Source organism: Rhizobium sp. Leaf306 (genome assembly GCF_001423425.1).
Taxonomy (GTDB): domain Bacteria; phylum Pseudomonadota; class Alphaproteobacteria; order Rhizobiales; family Rhizobiaceae; genus Neorhizobium; species Neorhizobium soli.
Genome location: NZ_LMNX01000004.1, coordinates 146389 through 166655, shown reverse-complemented (window position 1 = coordinate 166655; position 20267 = coordinate 146389). Strand labels below are relative to the sequence as shown.

The following is a 20267-nucleotide window of genomic DNA, read 5'->3' as shown; positions in this document are numbered from 1 at the left end:
ACGCTTATAAATTGGAGGCAAACTTGAAAATTCTGTCTGCTCTTTCGGCCGGAGCTTCGCTCGCCGTTTCGCTACTCGCTCTGTCCATGCCGGCCAACGCGCAGGTCGCCGACAGCCTGACGATCTACAATGCCCAGCACGAGGGCCTGACCAAGGAATGGGTCGAGGCCTTCAAGGAAGAGACCGGCATCGTCATTACGGTGCGCAACGGATCCGACCTCGAAATGGCAAACCAGATTGTGCAGGAAGGCGCCAACTCGCCGGCCGACCTGTTTCTGACGGAAAATTCGCCGGCCATGGCGCTTGTCGATGGCAAGGGGCTGTTTGAGCCTGTCGACAAGGCAACGCTCGATCTCGTTCCCGAGCAGTTCCGCCCGGCCAACGGTCACTGGACCGGAATTGCCGCGCGCTCCACCGTGTTTGCCTATGACAAGACCAAGCTTACCGAGGACAAGCTGCCGAAATCGATGCTCGATCTCGCCAAGCCCGAATGGAAGGGCCGTTGGGCCGCATCTCCGTCGGGTGCCGATTTCCAAGCGATCGTCGGCGCGTTTCTGCAGCTGAAGGGTGAGCCGGAAACCGCTGCCTGGCTGAAGGGCATGAAAGAGAATTTCACCGCCGTGCGTGGCAATTCCACCGCCATGAAGGCCGTCAATGCGGGCCAGTTCGAAGGCGCGCTGATCTATCACTACTACTATTTCGGCGATCAGGCGAAGACCGGCGAAAACAGCAAGAACGTTGCGCTGCATTACTTCAAGAACCAGGATCCGGGCGCCTTCGTGTCGATCTCCGGCGGCGGCATTCTGGCCTCTTCCAAGCACAAGGAGCAGGCGCAGGCATTTCTGAAATGGCTTGCCGGCAAGGGCGGCCAGAAGATTCTGCGTGACGGCACCTCGTTCGAATACGCCGTCGGCAAGGACGAGGCTTCCAACAAGGCGCTCGTTCCGATTGCCGACCTTCAGGCGCCGAAGGTCGAGCCTTCGAGCCTCAACAATGCCAAGGTCACCGACATGATGACAGCCGCCGGCATTCTCTAAACACCATCGAATCCTGTTGCGCACGGACATCGCAGGGCGTACCTGCGATGTCTCTTCTTTCTTGAGCACGCGATGACGTTTACCACCGAGAGCATGGTTGCCAGCCGGCCGCGCCGGAAGCCTGCGGGGAAACCCCTTGCCGGATCGTCTTGGACGCTGGCAATCGCCGTTGCGATTGCCGCCCTGACGCTGACGCCGCTCGGGTTCGTGTTCTGGGCAACGGTTGCGACGGGCTGGGAAACGGCATCGCAGCTGATCTTCCGTTCCCGTGTCGGCGACCTCCTGTTCAATACCGTTGCGCTGATCGTCTTCACGGTGCCGGTCGCGACGGTTCTTGCAACAGCGCTTGCATGGCTGACGGAGCGCACCGACCTGCCGGGTGCAAAGCTATGGGCCTGGCTTGCCATCGTGCCGCTCGCCATTCCCGCTTTCGTGCAGTCCTATGCCTGGATCGGTATGTGGCCGCGGCTGAACGGGCTTGGAGCGGGCGTCGCGATCTCGGTCGTGACCTACTTTCCCTTCGTCTACCTTCCCGTGTCGGCGGCCCTTCGGCTGATCGATCCGGCACTGGAGGATCAGGCGGCCTCTCTCGGTCTTTCGCCCGCTGCTGTCTTGCGGCGTGTTGTGTTGCCGCAACTCAGACTGTCACTGTGTGGCGGGGCGCTGCTGATCAGCCTGCATCTCCTGTCGGAATACGGGCTTTATGCGATGATCCGGTTCGATACATTCACGACGGCAATCCTTGACCAGTTCCAGTCCACCTACAACGGCGTTGCAGCGCATATGCTGGCGCTGGTGCTGGTGGCCTGCTGCTTCGTGCTGATCGGTGTCGATGCCGCTATGCGGGGCCGCCGTCGCTATGCCCGGCTGGGCTCGGGCGTTGCCCGCCATCCGGTGCGCGCCTCGCTTGGCGTCTGGCGATATCCCTGCCTGCTGCTGCCGGTCGTGACCACCGCGGTTTCGCTCGGCGTGCCTGCCATGACGCTCGGGCGCTGGCTGATCGCGGGTGGTGCTGATATCTGGCAATTCAGCGAGATCGGGTTGGCGCTTTCCCAGACGCTGACGATCTGCGTGATCGGCGGCGTTGCGACAGCTGCTGCCGCGGTGCCGATCGCATGGCTTTCGGTGCGCCGCCCGACGCGTTCCAGCCGTTTTCTCGAAGGCTGCTATTATCTGGCAAGCTCGATGCCGGGCGTGGTTGTTGCGCTCGCTCTGGTAACGATCTCGATCCGGGTGATGCTGCCGCTTTACCAGACGGTGGCGACGATCGTCATCGCCTACGTCATCATGTTTCTGCCGCGGGCGCTGGTCAGCCTGCGCGCCAGCATCGCGCAGGTGCCGGCAGAGCTGGAACAGGCGGCCGAAAGTCTCGGACGTTCGCCCGCGCGGGCGCTCTGGTCCACCACAGTGCGGCTGGCGGCGCCCGGCGCTGCATCTGCCATGGCGCTTTCCTCGCTCGGCATCATGAACGAGCTGACCGCGACCCAGATGCTGGCGCCCAACGGCACGCGCACGCTTGCCATGGCATTCTGGGCGCTGACCAGCGAGATCGACTATGCGGGAGCCGCACCCTATGCGCTGCTGATGATCCTGTTTTCGCTGCCGCTCACCCTCCTCCTTCACCACCAGTCAAAAAAGATCGCCGGGCGATGACGCTGCTTACCCTTTCCTCCGTTGCCAAGAGCTACGGTTCCGTCGCAGCCGTTGCCGGTGTCGACCTTGCAGCCCAAAGCGGAAGCCGCACGGCCATCGTCGGCCCTTCCGGCTGCGGCAAGACCACGCTTTTGCGGCTGATTGCCGGGTTCGAGGTTCCTGACGCCGGCTCGATCACGCTTGGCGGCGAGATCATGTCCAATGCGGACGCGCATGTTGCTGCCTACCGACGTAATATCGGCATCGTGGCGCAGGACGGCTGCCTTTTTCCGCATCTTTCGGTGCTCGACAATATCGGTTTCGGCATGGATGCGGATCGCGACGCCAAACAGGCAAGGGCTGCGGAACTGATGGAGATGGTCGGGCTTGACGGGGCGATGCTTGCACGCAAGCCGGATCAGCTTTCCGGCGGCCAGCAGCAGCGCGTGGCGCTGGCAAGGGCGCTTGCCCGCAGGCCGCGGCTGATGCTGCTGGACGAACCCTTCTCGGCGCTCGACATGGGCCTGAGGACCGCCACCCGAAAGGCTGTGGCCGACGTGCTGTCGGCTGCCGGCGTCACCACCATTCTCGTTACCCATGACCAGGCGGAAGCGCTTGCCTTCGCCGATGAGCTGGTCGTGATGCGGGCGGGAAAATTCGCCCAGGTCGGCACGCCGCGCGAGGTCTATCTGAAACCCGTCGACCGGGCGACGGCCACCTTCCTCGGAGAAGCGGTCGTGCTGCCGGCCATGGTGAGCGACGGGATAGCCGACAGTCCGATCGGCCGGCTAGAGGTTGCGGACGTCACCTATCGCGGCCGGGCGCAGATCATGATCCGGCCTGAGCAGTTTACCGTCAGCCGGATCGAATACGCGCCGGACAACGGGGTCTCGGCTGTGGTCAGCGACGTGGTTTTCTGCGGGCCGTCGCTTGATGCGAGGATAACACTCGCCGGAGACGGTATCGCCGAGGGCGAGATTTCCTTCCGTCTGGATATCCCCGGCCGCGAGCTGCTTGCGTCAGGCGACCGGGTGTCGATCGGCATCTCGGGACGAGTGCATCTGCTTGCCGACGGGTAGTTCACATTTTTGCCGGAATATTTCTTCGCGGCCATCACGGCGCTGGAACCTGGAACCTTTTCTCACGTTGTTCCCGCATCAAATATGAAGGAATAATACCATGCTGAAATGGGCTCTCATCTTTCTCGTCATCTCCGTGATTTCAGGCTTCCTCGGCTTTTCCGGCGTCTCCTCTGCCACCGCGGGCATCGCGAAAATCCTGTTCTTTATCGCTATCGTGATCTTCCTGATCTTCCTGGTTCTGGCACTGACGGCAGGCGCCGTGGTCTTCTAAGAAAGACCCCAGGGATCAAAACAGCAAAGCCGCCCTGGAGCTTCCACGGGCGGCTTTTGTTCGCGGTAAATTCGGGAAGTGAAGCGCTATTGAAGCGGCCGGAGCCCCACACGACCCCGGCCGCCTGAGTGCCACTGGCCGAGAGGCCAGCCACAAACTCAGACCCACAAGCTCCCGCATCCGCAAGCCTCGCGCTATTGGTATTGTTACGGATGGAAGAATGGTGGCGGGACGTTATGCGGTCGGTTAACGGCTTGAAACGAAAAAGGCTTCCGGTTTCCCGGAAGCCTTTCGTGCCTTGCGGCTAATCAGGATGGTGGGCGTAACAGGGATTGAACCTGTGACCCCTACGATGTCAACGTAGTGCTCTCCCGCTGAGCTATACGCCCATCCGATGGGCGGCTTAAGACCACAGAAACCGATGTGCCGTCAATAGGCTTTTTCCGGTTTTGTGAAGTCTTTTTGACAGCCGCCGGAAAACCGGGCTTACGCGGCCAGAAGCTTGTTCACTTCGTCCACAAGATCGCGCAGGTGGAAGGGCTTGGAGAGAACCTTTGCATCCTTCGGGGCCTTCGAATCAGAATTCAGAGCGACGGCGGCAAACCCTGTGATGAACATGACCTTGAGATCGGGGTCGAGTTCGGTCGCGCGGCGGGCGAGCTCGATGCCGTCCATCTCGGGCATAACGATGTCGGTCAGGAGCAGCGAGAAAGGCTCTTCGCGGAGCCGGTCGTAGGCGCTGGCGCCGTTGTCGAAGGAAATGACCTTGTAGCCCGCCTTTTCCAACGCTTTCACCAGGAACCGGCGCATGTCGTTGTCATCTTCGGCGAGAAGGATTTTTGGAAGCATCTCGGGGACCGCTATCTGTCTATGAGTCGTGGCTGTATGGCCGTCTACACTCTCAATTGACGGTAAACATCCGTTTAATAAGAGCCGAAGCAGCCTTGGTGGGATTACATAGTATGGACTTCCCGCCGGGCAACTGGCAACATACCTCATCCGACTTGTTCATGACATGGTAAAAACGGAATGGATTTCAACGCCGGCGATCCTGAGCATTTCGAAGTAAGGGAACCCGCCAGGCAAACCATTCCCTTCGTGTACAACTCTCCCCATAGCGGCCGGTGCTACCCGGAAAGCTTTCTTGCCGACAGCAATCTCGACTCGATGGCGATTCGCCGTTCGGCAGATCATTATGTCGACGATCTCTTTGCCGATGCGCCGGAACTTGGCGCGCCTCTGCTTGCCGCGCATTTTCCCAGGGCCTATCTCGACGTCAATCGCGAGCCGTTCGAACTCGATCCGCGTATGTTCGATGGTCCGTTGCCGCCTTACGCCAATATCGGATCGATGCGCGTTGCCGGTGGGCTTGGCACCATTCCGCGCATCGTCGCCGAGAACATGGATATCTACCGGCGCAAGCTTTCGGTGGCGGAGGGCCTGTCCCGGATCGAGGCAATCTACAAGCCATACCATGCCTGCCTGCGCCGGCTGATCGCGGCCACGCATGCCCGGTTCGGCATCTGCGTGCTGATTGATTGTCACTCGATGCCTGGCAATATCCGGCTTTCGGGTTCGAACGTGAAGCCCGACTTCATCATCGGCGATCGCTACGGCACAAGCGCGTCTGCCGAGCTTTCCCGCGCAGCGCTCAGCTTCCTGAGCGAGATGGGTTTTGCCGCCGTGCGCAACAAGCCCTATGCTGGCGGCTTCATCACCGAACACTACGGCCGGCCCGTGCGCGGCCTGCACGCGCTGCAGATCGAGATCAACCGCGGGCTTTACGTGGATGAGGGGACGCTTTCGAAGCGGCCGGAATTCGATGCGATCGCCGCCGCACTCTCGCTCTTCATGCGCCAGATGGCCGACTTCGTCGCTGATTTTTCGGCCAGCGACACTGCGCTCGCAGCGGAATAGTATCCCCGCATCAGGCTGACTTCGATCGCCGAGGTAGCCGACTTCCCTGACAGAGCGCATTCGATGCCGCAGCATGCAGACATCTGCGTGCTCATCGAGCGATACCCTTCCGCCCGTGTATTTTGGACAAAAAAAACCGCGCTTACAGCGCGGCTAAGTCTAGGGAGGAAACACCCAAGGAGGGTATTTACAGTCAAAGACTGTAGGAAGACGCTACGTCCGTTATGCACATTTGTCAATCAATTATTTTATGTGATGAAAATTGCATCATTATTTGGCGAAGTGACCGAGTTTTGGTCAGTCCAAGAGCGGTTCAGGCCTTTCTAAGCGCCAAGACCTGCTTTAGAACAGGGGCAGCTTTTCTGGGACGGAGTTTTTGATGCTGCCTGATCGCGCCTTTTTCGATACGCTCGCTGATGCCGCCCGCGAGCAGACGCTTCCGCGCTTCCGCACCGGTGTCTCCGTCGTCAACAAGCTGGCCGGCGGTTTCGATCCGGTGACCGAGGGCGACAGGGCGGCGGAAACCGCCATCCGGGCCCTGATCGAGGCGCGGTTTCCCGAACACGGCATCTTGGGCGAAGAGCATGGAAATGTCGGGCTCGACCGCGAGCATGTCTGGGTCATCGATCCGATCGACGGGACGCGGGCCTTTATCTCAGGCGTGCCGCTGTGGGGCACGCTGATCGGCTTGCAGTCGAATGGTCGGGCCACGATGGGCATGATGGACCAGCCGTTTACCGGCGAACGCTATTTTGCCGATGGCAAGGTCGCAACCTATCGCGGCCCGGGTGGTGAGGCCGTCCTTGCCGTGCGTGACTGCGGACAGCTATCCGATGCGGTTCTCTTCACCACGTCACCGCATATTTTCGAGGGCGAGGATCTGGCCCTTTACCGCTCGATCGAAGAGAAGGTGCGGCTGTTCCGCTATGGCTGCGATTGCTACGCCTATTGCCTTCTGGCGGGCGGTCATATCGATCTCGTGGTTGAGAACAATCTTCAGCCCTATGATGTCGGTGCGCTGATCCCGATCATCGAGCAGGCGGGCGGCATCATCACCGACTGGGACGGTGGCCGGCCGGAGAACGGCGGCAATATCATCGCCGCCGGTTCGCGCAGCGTGCACGCCGAAGCGCTTGCGCTGCTGGCGCGCCGATAAGACGAGTCAGGCCGCGGTTTCGCTAAGGTCTATGCCGCCATCGAGCCCAGGCATGAAGGCCTCGAGCGCCGCCATCACCTGGGCGCGGTAGATATTCTTCTCCTGCAGCAGCTCATGGCGGCCACCGGTGATCGTGATGAGCTGTGCCGCGCGGAAATTGCGCGAGAGTTCCTCCTGCGCCGTATAGGGCACGACACCATCGAGGACAGGCGCGATGATCAGCGTCGGAATGGTGATCCGTGTCAGATGCGCCTGCGACGAGACGCGCCGGCCTGCGCGAAGGGTCTCGTGAACCCAGCCGGCCGTCGGTGCGCCGACTGTCAGTTCCGGATAGGCGGCGTAGAGGCCGAGATTTCGCTCGAAGCGGGTGCGATCGCCGGTCAGGCCGTTTCGTTCGAAGGGAATGAAGCGCTTGTCTCCGCCAAGCTGGATCTTGCCGAACCCGGTCCAGCGCATGACCGTCGAGAGCGGCCAGACGATGCGTTCCGGCAGGGCCTGGCCCTGAAAGCCGATATAGGGCGACAGCAGCGCCATGCGGCTGATCCGGTTGGCAAGTTTCGGCGCCGACGACAGTGCGATCAGAGCGCCGGTGGAATGGGCGATCAGAAAAAACGGCAGGCGTGCATCCGGAAGCACGATCTGCTCGAGAAAGATGTCGAGGTCTTTCTGGTAGTCGGAAAAATGTCTGATATGGCCTTTTTTCGGGTGCCGTGTCTCGCGGTCGGAACCGCCCTGGCCGCGCAGATCGTAGGTCGTGACCCACAGGCCCATCGCGTTGAGCTCGCGGATAGTCTCGAAATATTTCTCGATGAACTCATTGCGCCCCTGCAGCAGCACGATCGTGCCGCGGGCTGGTGAGACCGGTGAGCGGAAAAGCGCGTAACGCAGCTTCGTGCCGCGGTGACCGGTGAAATGGCCAGCGGTGTAATCGGCCGGCGCCGGGTTTTCCGGCGTCGATCGCAACAGGGTCTGTGAGGCGTGGGGCGTGTCAGTCATGCCGACAGGCTCAAGCGATCCGGGCCGCCACGTCAAGTGAAATCATCTGAAATGGTGGATGCGGATAGAGGCGAGGCCGGAGCGGAGAACTCTGACCTGTCGGCCTATAACCAGGAAGCCGAGCCCGTCACGGGATGAATTTCCCCAATGAAAAAACCTCTTGAATGACGGAAAATCAATTCCCATCTTTCCTCTGCAGGCGCCGAAAGGGCCTGCAGAACGGGGTCTTCATCGCCAGAACGGGGTGAGACGCCAAACCTAAACCGCAACGTCGCTTCAATGGAGGACTTTATGCGTCACGTCGATTTTTCCCCCCTGTACCGCTCCACCGTCGGTTTCGACCGTCTCTTCAATCTGCTCGACAATCGCAACCTTGGCGATCAGGCGCAGAGCTATCCGCCCTACAATATCGAGCGGACCGGCGACAACACCTATCGCATCACGATGGCTGTCGCGGGATTTGACGAGAAGGAACTCTCGATCGAATTCCAGGCCCATTCGCTGACCGTGAAGGGCGAGAAGAGCGATGACGAAGCCGGTGCCGAGACCGAATATCTCTACCGCGGCATCGCCAAGCGCGCCTTCGAGCGCCGCTTCCAGCTCGCCGATCACGTGGAAGTCGAAACCGCTTCGCTGAAGAACGGTCTCTTGCACATCGATCTGGTGCGCAACATTCCGGAAGCGCTGAAGCCACGCCGTATCTCGATTGCGGCCGATGCGTCCGACAGCGTCAAGACGATCGAAGCACAGATCGCTCCGCAGCAGGTCAACTGACCCGCCACAGAGAGTAATGACAGCCCAATGACCTCCAGTCACGGGTAGCATACAGACGCCTCTTCCCTTGCCGGGGAAGGGGCGTTTTTGCGTGGGATTGATCAGGGCCAAAGCTTCGGCCCTGATTGGCACACCTTAAGGTCTGCACGCCGGTTTCAGGCTGCGGCGACCTTGGCGACGGCTTCTTCCTTCGCTCTGGCTCGATCCGCGTATTTCTGGGCGATCGCGGCGCAGGCCATCAGCTGGATCTGATGGAACAGCATGATCGGCAGGACGATGGCGCCGATCGAGGCCGACTGGCCGGAGAAGATGGCGTTGGCCATCGGTACGCCGCTTGCCAGCGATTTTTTCGAGCCGCAGAAGGTGATGGTGATCTCGTCTTCCTTCTTGAAGCCGAGCAGTCTGCTGCCGAACATGGTGATGCAGATGACGACGGTCAGAAGCAGCATGTCGATGACGACGACTGCCGCGATGTCGCTCACCGAAAACCGGCTCCAGATCCCTTCGATGACCGCTTCCGAGAAGGCGAGGTAGACGACCATCAGGATCGAGCCGCGGTCGACGGGCGAGAGGATCTTCTTCTTGGAGCGGATCCAGTTGCCGATCCACGGCTGCAGGATCTGGCCGGCGATGAACGGTGCCAGAAGCTGAAGACCGATCTTCTGGATGGCATCGGTCGAAACGCCGGCGTCGCCAGTCGTCGACAGAAGCAGGCCGACCAGAAGCGGGGTCAGGAACATGCCGAGAATGTTGGAGCCGGAGGCTGCAACGATTGCCGCCGGTACGTTGCCGCCTGCCATCGAGGTAAAGGCGATCGACGACTGCACGGTGGAGGGCAGCACACAGAGAAAGAGGATGCCCATGTAAAGCGGTGCGGGCAGGATATCTTCCGGAACGAAACCGATCATGAGCCCAAGGATCGGGAAGATCGCGAACGTCGTCAAAAGAATCGTCAGATGCAGGCGCCAGTGCAGGACGCCTGCGACCACCACATCCCGCGACAGGCGAGCGCCATGCAGAAAGAAGAGCAGGCCGATGGCGATGTCGGTCGCCACACCGAACCATTCCGCCCATACGCCCTGGATCGGCAGGAAGGAGGCGAGGATGACGGTGCAGACGAGCATGACGGTGAAGCGATCCGGCAGGTAGCGGCGCATGGAAAATCCTTCGACGATTTCATTGTTTGTCGAGGCTGTCTTCGCTTATCATGAATTTGAATGCAAACACTAACAGCTATCGCGAAGTCGGATAACCATGCTCAACCTGCATCACCTGAACAGTTTTCTTGTGCTGGAGCAGACGGGAAGTTTTACCGATACGGCAGCGCGGCTGGGGCTCGGGCAGTCGACCGTTACCCAGCATATCCAGCGGTTGGAAAAGTCGCTCGGGCGTCAGCTCGTTTCGCGGGATACGCACCACGTGCGGCTGACGACGGAAGGGGAGGCGCTGCTGGGCTATGCGCGCGGAATGCTGGATCTCAACAGCAAGGTGTCCTCGCTGTTCGGCGAAAGCCGGCTGCGTGGCAGATTGCGGCTCGGCGTTTCCGAGGATGTGGTTGCGAGCCGGCTGACGGGCATTCTCGAAGATTTTATTCGTTTGCATCCACTCGTCGATCTGGAGCTGACCGTGGCGCTGTCGGCCGTGCTCAATCAGATGCAGGACGCGGGCGATCTCGATCTGGTTCTCGCCAAACGGCATGTGGGGGAAACCCATGGGCGTCTGCTCTACCGCGAGCCGCTTGTGTGGCTGGCGCGGGATCCGGAGCGCATGATCGACCGGACCGATGCTCTGCCGCTGATCGCCTTCCCGTCGCCCTCGATCACGCGGCGGGTGGCGCAAGAGGCGCTGGATGGAGCCGGTATGTCCTGGCGGATCGTCTGCACCTGCGGCAGTCTCAGCGGTCTGACGGCTGCGGCGCGGGCGGGAATGGGCGTGCTCGTGCAGCCGCGCAGCATGGCGCCCGAAGGCCTCAAGGAGATCACCGGGGACCGTTTGCCAACGCTGCAGGATGTCGAGTTCGTGCTGATTTCCAGGCGCGGCGCAGATGCCGCGCTGGTCGAGGCCCTGTCCAGCCTGATTACGGCGCAGATTGCGCCGCAAAAGCAGGGCTGACGATCAGGCGGAAGCGCAGATCGACAGGAACTGGTCGACGTCCTCTTCCGTGGTCGCAAACGATGTGACCATGCGGATGAGCACTTCGTCTGCCTTGACCTTTTCCGGAATGTCGCGGGGTGCCGGCCAGTTGTAGAAGCGTGCGCCCTGTTCTTCGGCGGCCTTGGCTGAGGCTTTCGGCAGGACCGCGAACACTTCGTTCGATGTCGTCGGCCAGGCAAGCCGGGCGCTGTTGAGCGCGCCGAAGCCGGTGCGCAGGCGATCGGCCATGGTGTTGGCATGGCCGGCGAGACCCATCCACAGGTCGTCCTTCAGATAGGCGTCGAACTGGGCTGCGATAAAGCGCGATTTCGAAAACAGCTGTGCGCTGCGCTTGCGCAGGAATGCAAAATCCTTGGCGAGATCAGGATTGAAGAACACGATCGCCTCGGCGCACCAGCAGCCGTTCTTGGTGCCGCCGAAGGACAGCACGTCGACGCCGCGCTTCCAGGTCATCTCGGCGGGCGAGCAATCAAGCGCGACCAGAGCATTGGCGAAGCGGGCCCCGTCCATGTGCAGCGGCAGACCGTTGTCCTTGGCGATCTTTGCGATCGCGTCGATTTCATCGAGCGTATAGATCGTGCCGACTTCTGTTGCCTGCGTCATGGTGATGGCGGCGGCGCGGCCGTGGTGAATGGCGTCCTGCGGGTAGCGTGAGATGCGCTCCACGAGGTTTTCCGGCAGCATTTTGCCGGCCGGGCCCTCGACCGCGACCATGCGCATGCCCGAGAAGAAGTCGGGTGCTCCGCATTCGTCCTCGATCACATGCGCTTCGGAATGACAAAAGGTGAGGCCGCCGGGGCGGGCGACGCTGGCAAGCGCTAGCGAATTGGCTGCCGTGCCGGTCGCGACAAAGAAGACGGCGACGTCGCGTTCAAACATCTCGTTGAAGCGAGCCTCGATCGAGCGGTCGAGCTCGCTGTTGCCGTAGGCCGCGGCAAAGCGGGTGGATTCCTTCGACAAGCGTTCATTGATTGCGGGATGGGCGCCAGCCCAGTTGTCCGAGGCGAAGAACATGACGTTACCTTGCAAGCGATGTGGGATAAGATGCGGGGCTTTGAGCGAGGCGGACCATAAGCCTTTTGGACCGTTGATCAATCGGGAAACGTGCCGAATGAGCGGTGTCTGCTCGTGCCGCGTAATCAAAGCCGAGTTTTGGCATTCGCGGCGCAAGATTATTTCAAGCTGGCATCGCAACCAGTAATCAAGTGTCGTTTAGCTTTAACTTTTTCGTGGGCCGGGGATTGAAGACAGGCGGCACATATGTCATAAAATTCGAGAATTAGGACAGAAATGTTGTCCTAATTTTTGAACTGAAGGTGGTTTTTCGCTTCCGAGCGGTGACCGTCGACGTGTTCAAGGGTATGCTTCGCACTCTCAAGGGCTTCGTGCTTCAGCAGTCTGCCACCTGAAAGGACGAGGCATTTCTTCGGGTGAAATGAAGAATACGCCGTTTGCAAGCTCGATCGTGAGTGGCCAACAGGAGGAATAGCAATGACGAAGAATGTTCCCGAATTGCACTGTCTGCCCGCCACCGCGACGGCGGCGGAAGCTGGCCCGGGCGTCGAACAGCGTCTGCCATTCATTGCCTCCGGCATTCCGGCAGCACAAGGCCTTTACAACCCGCGCAACGAGCACGATGCCTGCGGCGTCGGCTTCATCGCCCATATGAAGGGCCAGAAGTCGCACCAGATCATCAAGGATGGCCTGTTCATTCTGGAAAACCTCACCCATCGCGGCGCCGTCGGTGCAGATCCGCTGATGGGCGATGGCGCCGGCATTCTGCTGCAGATCCCCGACAAGTTCTTCCGCGAGGAAATGGCGAAGCAGGGCGTCACCCTGCCGAAGGCTGGCGAGTATGCCGTCGGTCACTTCTTCCTGCCGCGCGACCCGGATCAGATCGAGCACTTCAAGAAGGTGATCGTCGATGTAACGGCCGAAGAGGGCCAGCAGTTCATCGGCTTCCGCGAAGTGCCCGTCGACAACTCCTCGCTGTCCAAGGCGCCGGATATTGCCGGTACCGAGCCCTATCACCTCCAGGTGTTCATTGGTGCCGGCCGCGATGCCGCGACCAATCAGGATTTCGAGCGCAAGCTCTTCCTCGTCCGCAAGGTCATCTCGAACCGCATCTACGACCAGTTCGGCGGCGAGGAAACCGGCTTCTATCCGGTGTCGCTGTCGTCGACGACCGTCGTCTACAAGGGCATGTTCCTCGCCTATCAGGTCGGTGCCTATTACAAGGATCTGGCCGACCCGCGGTTTGAAAGTGCTGTCGCCCTCGTGCACCAGCGGTTCTCCACCAACACGTTCCCGTCCTGGAAGCTGGCGCATCCATACCGCATGGTTGCCCATAACGGCGAAATCAACACGCTGCGCTCCAACGTCAACTGGATGGCGGCGCGTCAGGCATCGGTGTCCTCGCCGCTGTTCGGCGACGACATTTCCAAGCTCTGGCCGATCTCCTACGAGGGCCAGTCGGATACGGCCTGCTTCGACAACGCGCTCGAATTCCTGCTGCGTGGCGGCTATTCGCTGGCGCATGCGATGATGATGCTGATCCCCGAAGCCTGGGCCGGCAACCAGTCGATGTCGAAGGAGCGCAAGGCGTTCTACGAGTACCATGCGGCTCTGATGGAGCCATGGGACGGTCCGGCTGCCGTCTGCTTTACCGATGGCCGCCAGATCGGCGCGACGCTTGACCGCAACGGTCTGCGCCCGGCGCGTTATCTCGTCACGGACGACGATCGCATCATTCTGGCGTCCGAAGCCGGCACGCTGCCGGTGCCGGAAGAAAGCATCATCAAGAAGTGGCGCCTGCAGCCGGGCAAGATGCTGCTGATCGACATGGAAAAGGGTCAGATCATCTCCGACGAGGAGCTGAAGACCACGCTTGCGACCCGCCATCCATACGAAAAGTGGCTGGATCGCACGCAGCTGATACTCGAGGATCTGAAGCCGGTCGAACCGCGGGCGCTGCGTCGCGACGTGTCGCTGCTCGATCGCCAGCAAGCGTTCGGCTACACATCCGAGGACACCAAGATCCTGATGTCGCCGATGGCGACGACCGGTCAGGAAGCCGTGGGCTCGATGGGTACCGACACGCCGATCTCGGCGATGTCGCAAAAGTCGAAGCTGCTCTACACCTATTTCAAGCAGAACTTTGCGCAGGTGACGAACCCGCCGATCGATCCGATCCGCGAAGAGCTCGTCATGAGCCTCGTCTCGTTTATCGGGCCGCGGCCGAACATACTCGACCATGAAGGTGCTGCCAACGCCAAGCGCCTGGAAGTGCGCCAGCCGATCCTCACCAATGGCGATCTGGAAAAGATCCGCTCGATCGGTCACACGGAAGACCGGTTCGACACCAAGACGCTCGATTTCACCTACGATATCGAGCGCGGCGCCGAAGGCATGCCGGAAATGCTCGATCGCCTCTGCGAGCGTGCGGAAGCGGCGGTCAAGGGCGGCTATAACATCATCGTCCTCTCCGACCGCCAGATCGGACCGGACCGGATTGCCATCCCGGCGCTTCTCGCGACAGCTGCCGTGCACCACCATCTGATCCGCAAGGGTCTTCGCACCTCGGTCGGTCTCGTCGTCGAATCGGGCGAGCCGCGCGAGATCCACCATTTCTGCCTTCTCGCCGGTTACGGTGCCGAAGCCATCAACCCTTATCTCGCCTTCGACACGCTGACTGACATGCATATGCGCGGCGAGTTTCCGAAGGAAGTGGACAGTTCCGAGATCGTCTCGCGCTACATCAAGGCGGTCGGCAAGGGCATCCTCAAGGTCATGTCCAAGATGGGCATCTCGACCTACCAGTCCTATTGCGGCGGCCAGATCTTCGATGCCGTCGGTCTGAACACCGAGCTGGTCAACCAGTATTTCTTCGGCACCGCGACGTCGATCGAAGGTATCGGCCTCGATCATATCGCCGAGGAAACCGTTACCCGCCACCGTGCAGCCTTCGGCAAGGATCCGGTTCTCGCCTCGTCGCTCGATATCGGCGGCGAATATGCCTACCGCATGCGTGGCGAAAGCCATGCCTGGACGCCGGATGTGGTCGCCACCCTGCAGCATGCCGTGCGCGGCAACAGCCAGGATCGCTACCGCGAGTTCGCCGAAATGGTGAACGAGAGCGCGGTGCGGATGAACACCATTCGCGGCCTGTTCAAGATCAAGTCGGCGGAACGGTCCGGCCGCAAGCCGGTGTCGCTCGACGAGGTGGAGCCCGCAGTCGATATCGTCAAGCGGTTCTCGACCGGCGCCATGTCGTTCGGCTCGATTTCCCGTGAGGCGCATACGACGCTTGCGATTGCCATGAACCGCATCGGCGGCAAGTCGAACACCGGCGAAGGCGGCGAGGAAAGCGATCGCTATCTTCCGCTGGCCGACGGTTCGATGAACCCCGAACGCTCGGCGATCAAGCAGATCGCATCCGGCCGTTTCGGCGTGACGACCGAGTATCTGGTCAATGCCGATATGCTGCAGATCAAGGTGGCGCAGGGTGCAAAGCCCGGCGAGGGCGGTCAGCTGCCCGGCCACAAGGTCGATGCGACCGTTGCCAAGACCCGTCACTCGACGCCGGGGGTCGGCCTCATCTCGCCGCCGCCGCATCACGATATCTATTCGATCGAAGATCTGGCGCAGCTGATCTACGACCTGAAGAACGTCAACCCGACCTCCGACATCTCCGTCAAGCTGGTCTCGGAAGTGGGCGTTGGCACGGTTGCGGCAGGCGTTGCGAAGGCACGCGCCGACCATATCACGGTCGCAGGCTTCGACGGCGGCACGGGTGCTTCGCCACTGACGTCGCTGAAGCATGCCGGTAGCCCATGGGAAATCGGCCTTGCCGAGACGCAGCAGACGCTGGTGCTGAACGGTCTGCGGTCGCGGATCGCGCTGCAGGTCGATGGTGGCCTGAAGACCGGCCGCGACGTCATCATCGGTGCTCTGCTCGGAGCCGACGAGTTCGGCTTTGCGACGGCGCCGGTCATTGCCGCCGGCTGCATCATGATGCGCAAGTGCCATCTCAACACCTGCCCAGTCGGTGTCGCGACGCAGGATCCAGTTCTGCGCAAGCGCTTCAAGGGCACGCCGGAACACGTCATCAACTACTTCTTCTTCGTGGCCGAAGAAGTGCGCGAGATCCTCGCATCGCTTGGCTTCACCAAGTTCGACGAGATCATCGGCCTTTCCGAGCTGCTCGAGAAGGACGACATGCTGGCGCATTGGAAGTCGCAGGGTCTCGACTTCACCAAGCTGTTTCACAAGGTTGGGGCTCCGAAGTCTGCGACCTACTGGACCGAGCGGCAAAAGCATCCGATCGACGATATTCTCGACCGCAAGCTGATCGAGAAGTCGCAGGCAGCCCTTGAAAGCAAGGAGCCTGTCGTCTTCGAAGTGCCGATCAAGAACGTCGACCGTTCCGTCGGCGCCATGCTGTCGGGTGCGCTGGTCAAGCGCTGGGGCCAGAAGGGCCTGAAGGACGACACGATCCATGTGACGCTGCGCGGCACGGCCGGACAGTCGTTCGCGGCGTTCCTCGCACGGGGCATCACGTTCGACCTGATCGGTGACGGCAACGACTATGTCGGCAAGGGTCTGTCGGGTGGACGCATCATCGTGCGGCCTCCGGAAAACTCCAACATCGTCGCCGAGAACTCGATCATCGTCGGAAACACCGTGCTCTACGGCGCAACGACCGGCGAGTGCTACTTCCGCGGTGTTGCCGGCGAGCGTTTCTCGGTGCGCAACTCGGGCGCCATCGCGGTGGTCGAGGGCGTGGGCGACCACGGCTGCGAATACATGACCGGCGGTATCGTCGTCGTGCTCGGCGAAACCGGCCGCAACTTCGCAGCCGGCATGTCGGGCGGCGTGGCTTACGTGCTGGACGAGACTGGCGATTTCGCCAAGCGCTGCAACATGGCGATGGTGGAACTGGAGCCGGTTCCGGAAGAAGACGACATGCTGGAAAAGCTGCACCATCACGGCGGCGACATCATGCACAAGGGACGCGTGGACGTTTCCGAAGACATGACGCGTCACGACGAGGAGCGGCTCTACCAGCTGATCTCCAACCACATGCACTATACCGGCTCGACACGCGCGAAGGACATTCTCGACCGCTGGAGCGAGTTCCGTCCGAAATTCCGCAAGGTCATGCCGGTCGAATATCGTCGTGCACTGGTGGAAATGGAACGAATGCGGATGGGCGTGGCTGCGGAGTAATTCAACTGTGGGCGCCTTGTGCTATGAGCGTAAGCTCATAATGGAGGCGCCCATGGGACCACTACCAAGAGAACGCGAGAGCGAAATCATCAGAGAGGGTAAGCGTCGTCTCGTTGCTATTCCCGATGACTTCTTCCTTGAGGGGACAAGATCATCATCCGACAGGATAAGGACGGAATAATATCTCTTCATCCTGCGGAGAAGGAAGCATGTGAGGCTATGAGTTCCAGGTTCAGCCCATTCGGTGATTGGGGAGATGATACCGGGCCCGAGACGGCGAGACCTGTTGAGTAACTGGCTGCGCTAGCGGCGAAGATTGAGGGATGAAACATGGGCAAGGTCACTGGATTCATGGAAATCGACCGGCAGGTTGGCAAGTACCAGCCGGCGTCCGATCGTATCCGCCATTTCCGCGAATTCACCATTCCGATGTCGGATGCGGAAGTGACGAAACAGGCGGCCCGCTGCATGGACTGTGGCATTCCCTATTGCCACGGCCCGACCGGCTGCCCTGTTCATAACCAGATCCCCGACTGGAACGACCTCGTCTACAACAACAAGTGGGAGGAGGCGATCCGCAACCTTCATTCCACCAACAACTTCCCGGAATTCACCGGTCGCGTTTGTCCCGCGCCGTGCGAGGAAGCCTGCACGCTCAACCTCGAAGATGCGCCGGTCGCGATCAAGACGGTCGAGCAGGCGATTGCCGACAAGGCCTATGAGCTCGGCTATATCGTGCCGCAGCCGGCGACCGTGAAGACTGGCCGCAAGGTTGCCGTCATCGGTTCCGGCCCGGCCGGCATGGCGGCTGCCCAGCAGCTCTCCCGCGCGGGTCACGACGTGCATCTGTTCGAGCGCGAGTCCAAGGCCGGCGGGCTGCTGCGCTACGGCATTCCTGATTTCAAGATGGAGAAGAACTTCATCGACCGCCGCGTCGAGCAGATGACCGGCGAAGGCGTGACCTTCCACTACGGCGTCAATATCGGCGTGGACAAGAAGGTGGAGGAACTGACCGCGGAATTCGATGCCGTGCTCTATTGCGGCGGTTCGGAAACCCCGCGTCCGGCCGGGATTCCCGGCACGGATCTGCATGGCGTCTATGATGCGATGCCGTATCTGGTGCAGCAGAACCGCCGCATCGGTCGCGAAAATATCGACAGCGTCGCATGGGCCGCCGAGCCGATCCTTGCCGGTGGCAAGCATATCGTCGTCGTCGGTGGTGGCGATACCGCGTCTGACTGCGTCGGCACCGCGTTCCGTCAGGGTGCGGTCAAGGTGACCCAACTCGACATCCGCCCGCAGCCGCCGGAAAAGGAAGACAAGCTTGCCGTCTGGCCATTCTGGGCCACCAAGATGCGCACCTCGTCCAGCCAGGCCGAAGGCGCGATCCGCGAGTTTCAGGTAGCAACGCTCGAATTCGTCGGAGAAGACGGCCAGCTGACCGGCGTTCGCTGCTGCGAAGTGGATGATCGCCGCCAGCCGATCGCGGGCACCGACTTCATCATCAAGGCCGATCTCGCCTTCATCGCCATCGGCTTCTCGGGCCCCGCGACCGACAGCGTGCTGTCCGAACTCGACGGCAAGCTGGCACTCAATGTCGACCGCCGCGGCTCCACCAACGTCATCGCCAACGAGCGCGACTACAAGACCTCGGTCGACAAGCTGTGGACCGCCGGCGACGTGCGCCGCGGCCAGTCGCTGGTCGTGTGGGCGATCCGCGAAGGCCGTCAGGCAGCACGAGCCATCGACGAAGCGCTGATGGGATCGAGCGTCCTGCCGCGCTAACTGATTTGTCAAAATGAACGGCCTCTCTCCGTTTCGCGGGGAGGGGCCGTTTTTGTTTCGGGAGAATCAGGTCATGCTTGCCCATGACCATCCCGCAATCGATCTTGGCCTGCTCGATACGCTGTGCATCGCCCGGATCAGTAATTTCACGATCCGATTCCTGCGCGCAGACGGTCATCAGTAGGATCGAAGCGAATTGCTGCTTGGGCGACGCTTGCTTTCCACAATAAGCGCCTGGTTTTGTGATCGCATCACTCGCTGCTGGAGAGAAACGCGTCGATCATCTTGACGGTGGCATCCGGCTGTTCTTCCAGCAGCCAGTGGCCGGCATCGGCGATTACGCCCTCGCTGACCTGCGTGGCTGCGGTGCGCATCACCGCCGCCATGCCCGGCCCGAAGGACTTTTCACCGCCAACGGCCAGAATGGGCATTTCCAGTTTTGCGCCCGTGGCTGCCCAGGCGCGGTTGTCGATCGCATCCTGGTCGAAGGCCGCGAACTGGGCGAAGCCGGAATGCATGGCGCCGGGCAAGGCATAGAGGGCGGCATAGTGTTTGCGGGATGCTTCGTCGAACCGCTTTGGGTCGGCGGAAAATTCGTTCCAGAACCGGTCCAGATAGAGCCGCTCGCGCCCGGCGACGAGACGCTCCATGTCCGGCCCCCCGAAGCGGAAATGCCAGAGAAGCGGGTTTTTCAGGATCTCGTCCCATGGGCCGATGCCGGGAACGGGCGCATCGAGCAGCGCGAAGCGGGTCACGCGGGCGGGTTGCTGCGTCGCGAGGGCAAAGCCCACCATGTTGCCGATATCGTGCGTGACCAGCGAGAAACGATCAATGTGCAGTCCGTTCAGAATGGTGGCCAGGTCGCGGGCCTGGCTTGCCTTGTCGAAGCCGCCTTCGGGGTGTGATGACAGACCCATGCCGCGAAGATCGGGAACGATGACCAGATGATCCATCTCGAGCTTTGCAGCCAGAGGCGCCCACATGTCGCCGGTTTCGCCGTAGCCATGTAGCAGAACGACGGCAGGTCCCCTGCCGCCAATCCGGAGATGGATGTCTACGTTGCCGACATGGACAGTTTGGGTCCTGAAGGTGGATGGAAACGGCGGAACCTCTGCAAGGACCGGCGTCGCAAGCAGAATCGTTGATACGATAACGCGAAAAAGCAGGTTCATGCGGGCACTCCGATAAAAGAGATCAGCTAGGCCATGCACGTCTGAACTGGGAATTTATGACTA

15 protein-coding genes and 1 tRNA gene are annotated in these 20267 nt (G+C 61.0%); 10 read left to right on the top strand and 6 right to left on the bottom strand.

Annotation, left to right across the window (positions count from 1 at the left end):
• The first annotated feature begins 23 nt into the window (after window positions 1–23).
• The 4 genes from ASG19_RS18955 (at window position 24) to ASG19_RS23655 (ending at window position 4022) form a co-directional block, all read left to right on the top strand.
• Window positions 24–1037 (top strand): iron ABC transporter substrate-binding protein, encoded by a 1014-nt coding sequence (locus ASG19_RS18955; protein ID WP_092659796.1) that lies wholly within the window; start codon window positions 24–26, stop codon window positions 1035–1037.
• Window positions 1038–1109: 72 nt separating this feature from the next.
• Complete coding sequence (locus ASG19_RS18950; protein WP_062460993.1) at window positions 1110–2690, top strand: iron ABC transporter permease; 1581 nt, start codon at window positions 1110–1112, stop codon at window positions 2688–2690.
• Complete coding sequence (locus tag ASG19_RS18945; RefSeq protein WP_062460991.1) at window positions 2687–3748, top strand: ABC transporter ATP-binding protein; 1062 nt, start codon at window positions 2687–2689, stop codon at window positions 3746–3748. The genes ASG19_RS18950 and ASG19_RS18945 overlap by 4 nt, the downstream gene beginning before the upstream one ends.
• A 100-nt stretch (window positions 3749–3848) precedes the next feature.
• On the top strand, window positions 3849–4022 hold the full coding sequence (locus ASG19_RS23655) for a DUF1328 domain-containing protein (RefSeq protein ID WP_082471987.1): 174 nt from the start codon (window positions 3849–3851) through the stop codon (window positions 4020–4022).
• A gap of 314 nt (window positions 4023–4336) precedes the next feature.
• Here the strand turns inward: ASG19_RS23655 and ASG19_RS18940 are convergent.
• Together ASG19_RS18940 and cpdR1 are read right to left on the bottom strand one after the other, a co-directional pair.
• Window positions 4337–4411, bottom strand: a tRNA-Val gene (locus tag ASG19_RS18940).
• Window positions 4412–4508: 97 nt separating this feature from the next.
• Window positions 4509–4871 carry a response regulator CpdR1 gene (gene cpdR1 / locus ASG19_RS18935; protein ID WP_062460988.1) on the bottom strand — a complete coding sequence of 121 codons (363 nt, stop codon included), beginning with the start codon at window positions 4869–4871 and terminating at the stop codon, window positions 4509–4511.
• A 180-nt stretch (window positions 4872–5051) separates the two neighbouring features.
• On the opposite strand from cpdR1, the gene ASG19_RS18930 reads away from it, so the two are divergent.
• Complete coding sequence (locus ASG19_RS18930; protein WP_062460985.1) at window positions 5052–5939, top strand: N-formylglutamate amidohydrolase; 888 nt, start codon at window positions 5052–5054, stop codon at window positions 5937–5939.
• A gap of 379 nt (window positions 5940–6318) precedes the next feature.
• A complete protein-coding gene (gene hisN, locus ASG19_RS18925; protein WP_062460982.1) occupies window positions 6319–7095 on the top strand; it encodes a histidinol-phosphatase in 777 nt (258 codons plus the stop codon).
• A gap of 6 nt (window positions 7096–7101) precedes the next feature.
• On the opposite strand, the gene ASG19_RS18920 is transcribed toward hisN, so the two are convergent.
• Window positions 7102–8091 (bottom strand): alpha/beta hydrolase, encoded by a 990-nt coding sequence (locus ASG19_RS18920; protein ID WP_062460979.1) that lies wholly within the window; start codon window positions 8089–8091, stop codon window positions 7102–7104.
• Window positions 8092–8382: 291 nt separating this feature from the next.
• Between ASG19_RS18920 and ASG19_RS18915 the strand changes: the two genes are divergently transcribed.
• Window positions 8383–8865, top strand: a complete 483-nt coding sequence (locus ASG19_RS18915; RefSeq protein ID WP_062460976.1) for an Hsp20 family protein — start codon at window positions 8383–8385, stop codon at window positions 8863–8865.
• 155 nt (window positions 8866–9020) lie between these two features.
• Here the strand turns inward: ASG19_RS18915 and ASG19_RS18910 are convergent, their stop codons facing one another.
• Window positions 9021–10022, bottom strand: a complete 1002-nt coding sequence (locus tag ASG19_RS18910; protein WP_062460974.1) for a bile acid:sodium symporter family protein — start codon at window positions 10020–10022, stop codon at window positions 9021–9023.
• A gap of 97 nt (window positions 10023–10119) precedes the next feature.
• Between ASG19_RS18910 and ASG19_RS18905 the strand changes: the two genes are divergently transcribed.
• Window positions 10120–10977 carry a LysR family transcriptional regulator gene (locus tag ASG19_RS18905; protein WP_062460971.1) on the top strand — a complete coding sequence of 286 codons (858 nt, stop codon included), beginning with the start codon at window positions 10120–10122 and terminating at the stop codon, window positions 10975–10977.
• 3 nt (window positions 10978–10980) lie between these two features.
• Here the strand turns inward: ASG19_RS18905 and ASG19_RS18900 are convergent, their stop codons facing one another.
• Window positions 10981–12033, bottom strand: a complete 1053-nt coding sequence (locus ASG19_RS18900; RefSeq protein ID WP_062460968.1) for a low specificity L-threonine aldolase — start codon at window positions 12031–12033, stop codon at window positions 10981–10983.
• 477 nt (window positions 12034–12510) lie between these two features.
• Between ASG19_RS18900 and gltB the strand changes: the two genes are divergently transcribed.
• Together gltB and ASG19_RS18890 are read left to right on the top strand one after the other, a co-directional pair.
• Window positions 12511–17247, top strand: coding sequence for a glutamate synthase large subunit (gene gltB / locus ASG19_RS18895; RefSeq protein ID WP_062460966.1), 4737 nt, complete (start codon window positions 12511–12513; stop codon window positions 17245–17247).
• A 330-nt stretch (window positions 17248–17577) separates the two neighbouring features.
• The gene (locus ASG19_RS18890) at window positions 17578–19032 is read left to right on the top strand and encodes a glutamate synthase subunit beta (protein WP_062460963.1); all 1455 of its coding nucleotides are present in this window, start codon (window positions 17578–17580) and stop codon (window positions 19030–19032) included.
• A 251-nt stretch (window positions 19033–19283) separates the two neighbouring features.
• Here the strand turns inward: ASG19_RS18890 and ASG19_RS18885 are convergent, their stop codons facing one another.
• Entirely contained in the window at window positions 19284–20204 is a 921-nt protein-coding gene (locus tag ASG19_RS18885) for an alpha/beta hydrolase (protein ID WP_062460960.1), read from the bottom strand.
• Window positions 20205–20267: the final 63 nt, after the last annotated feature.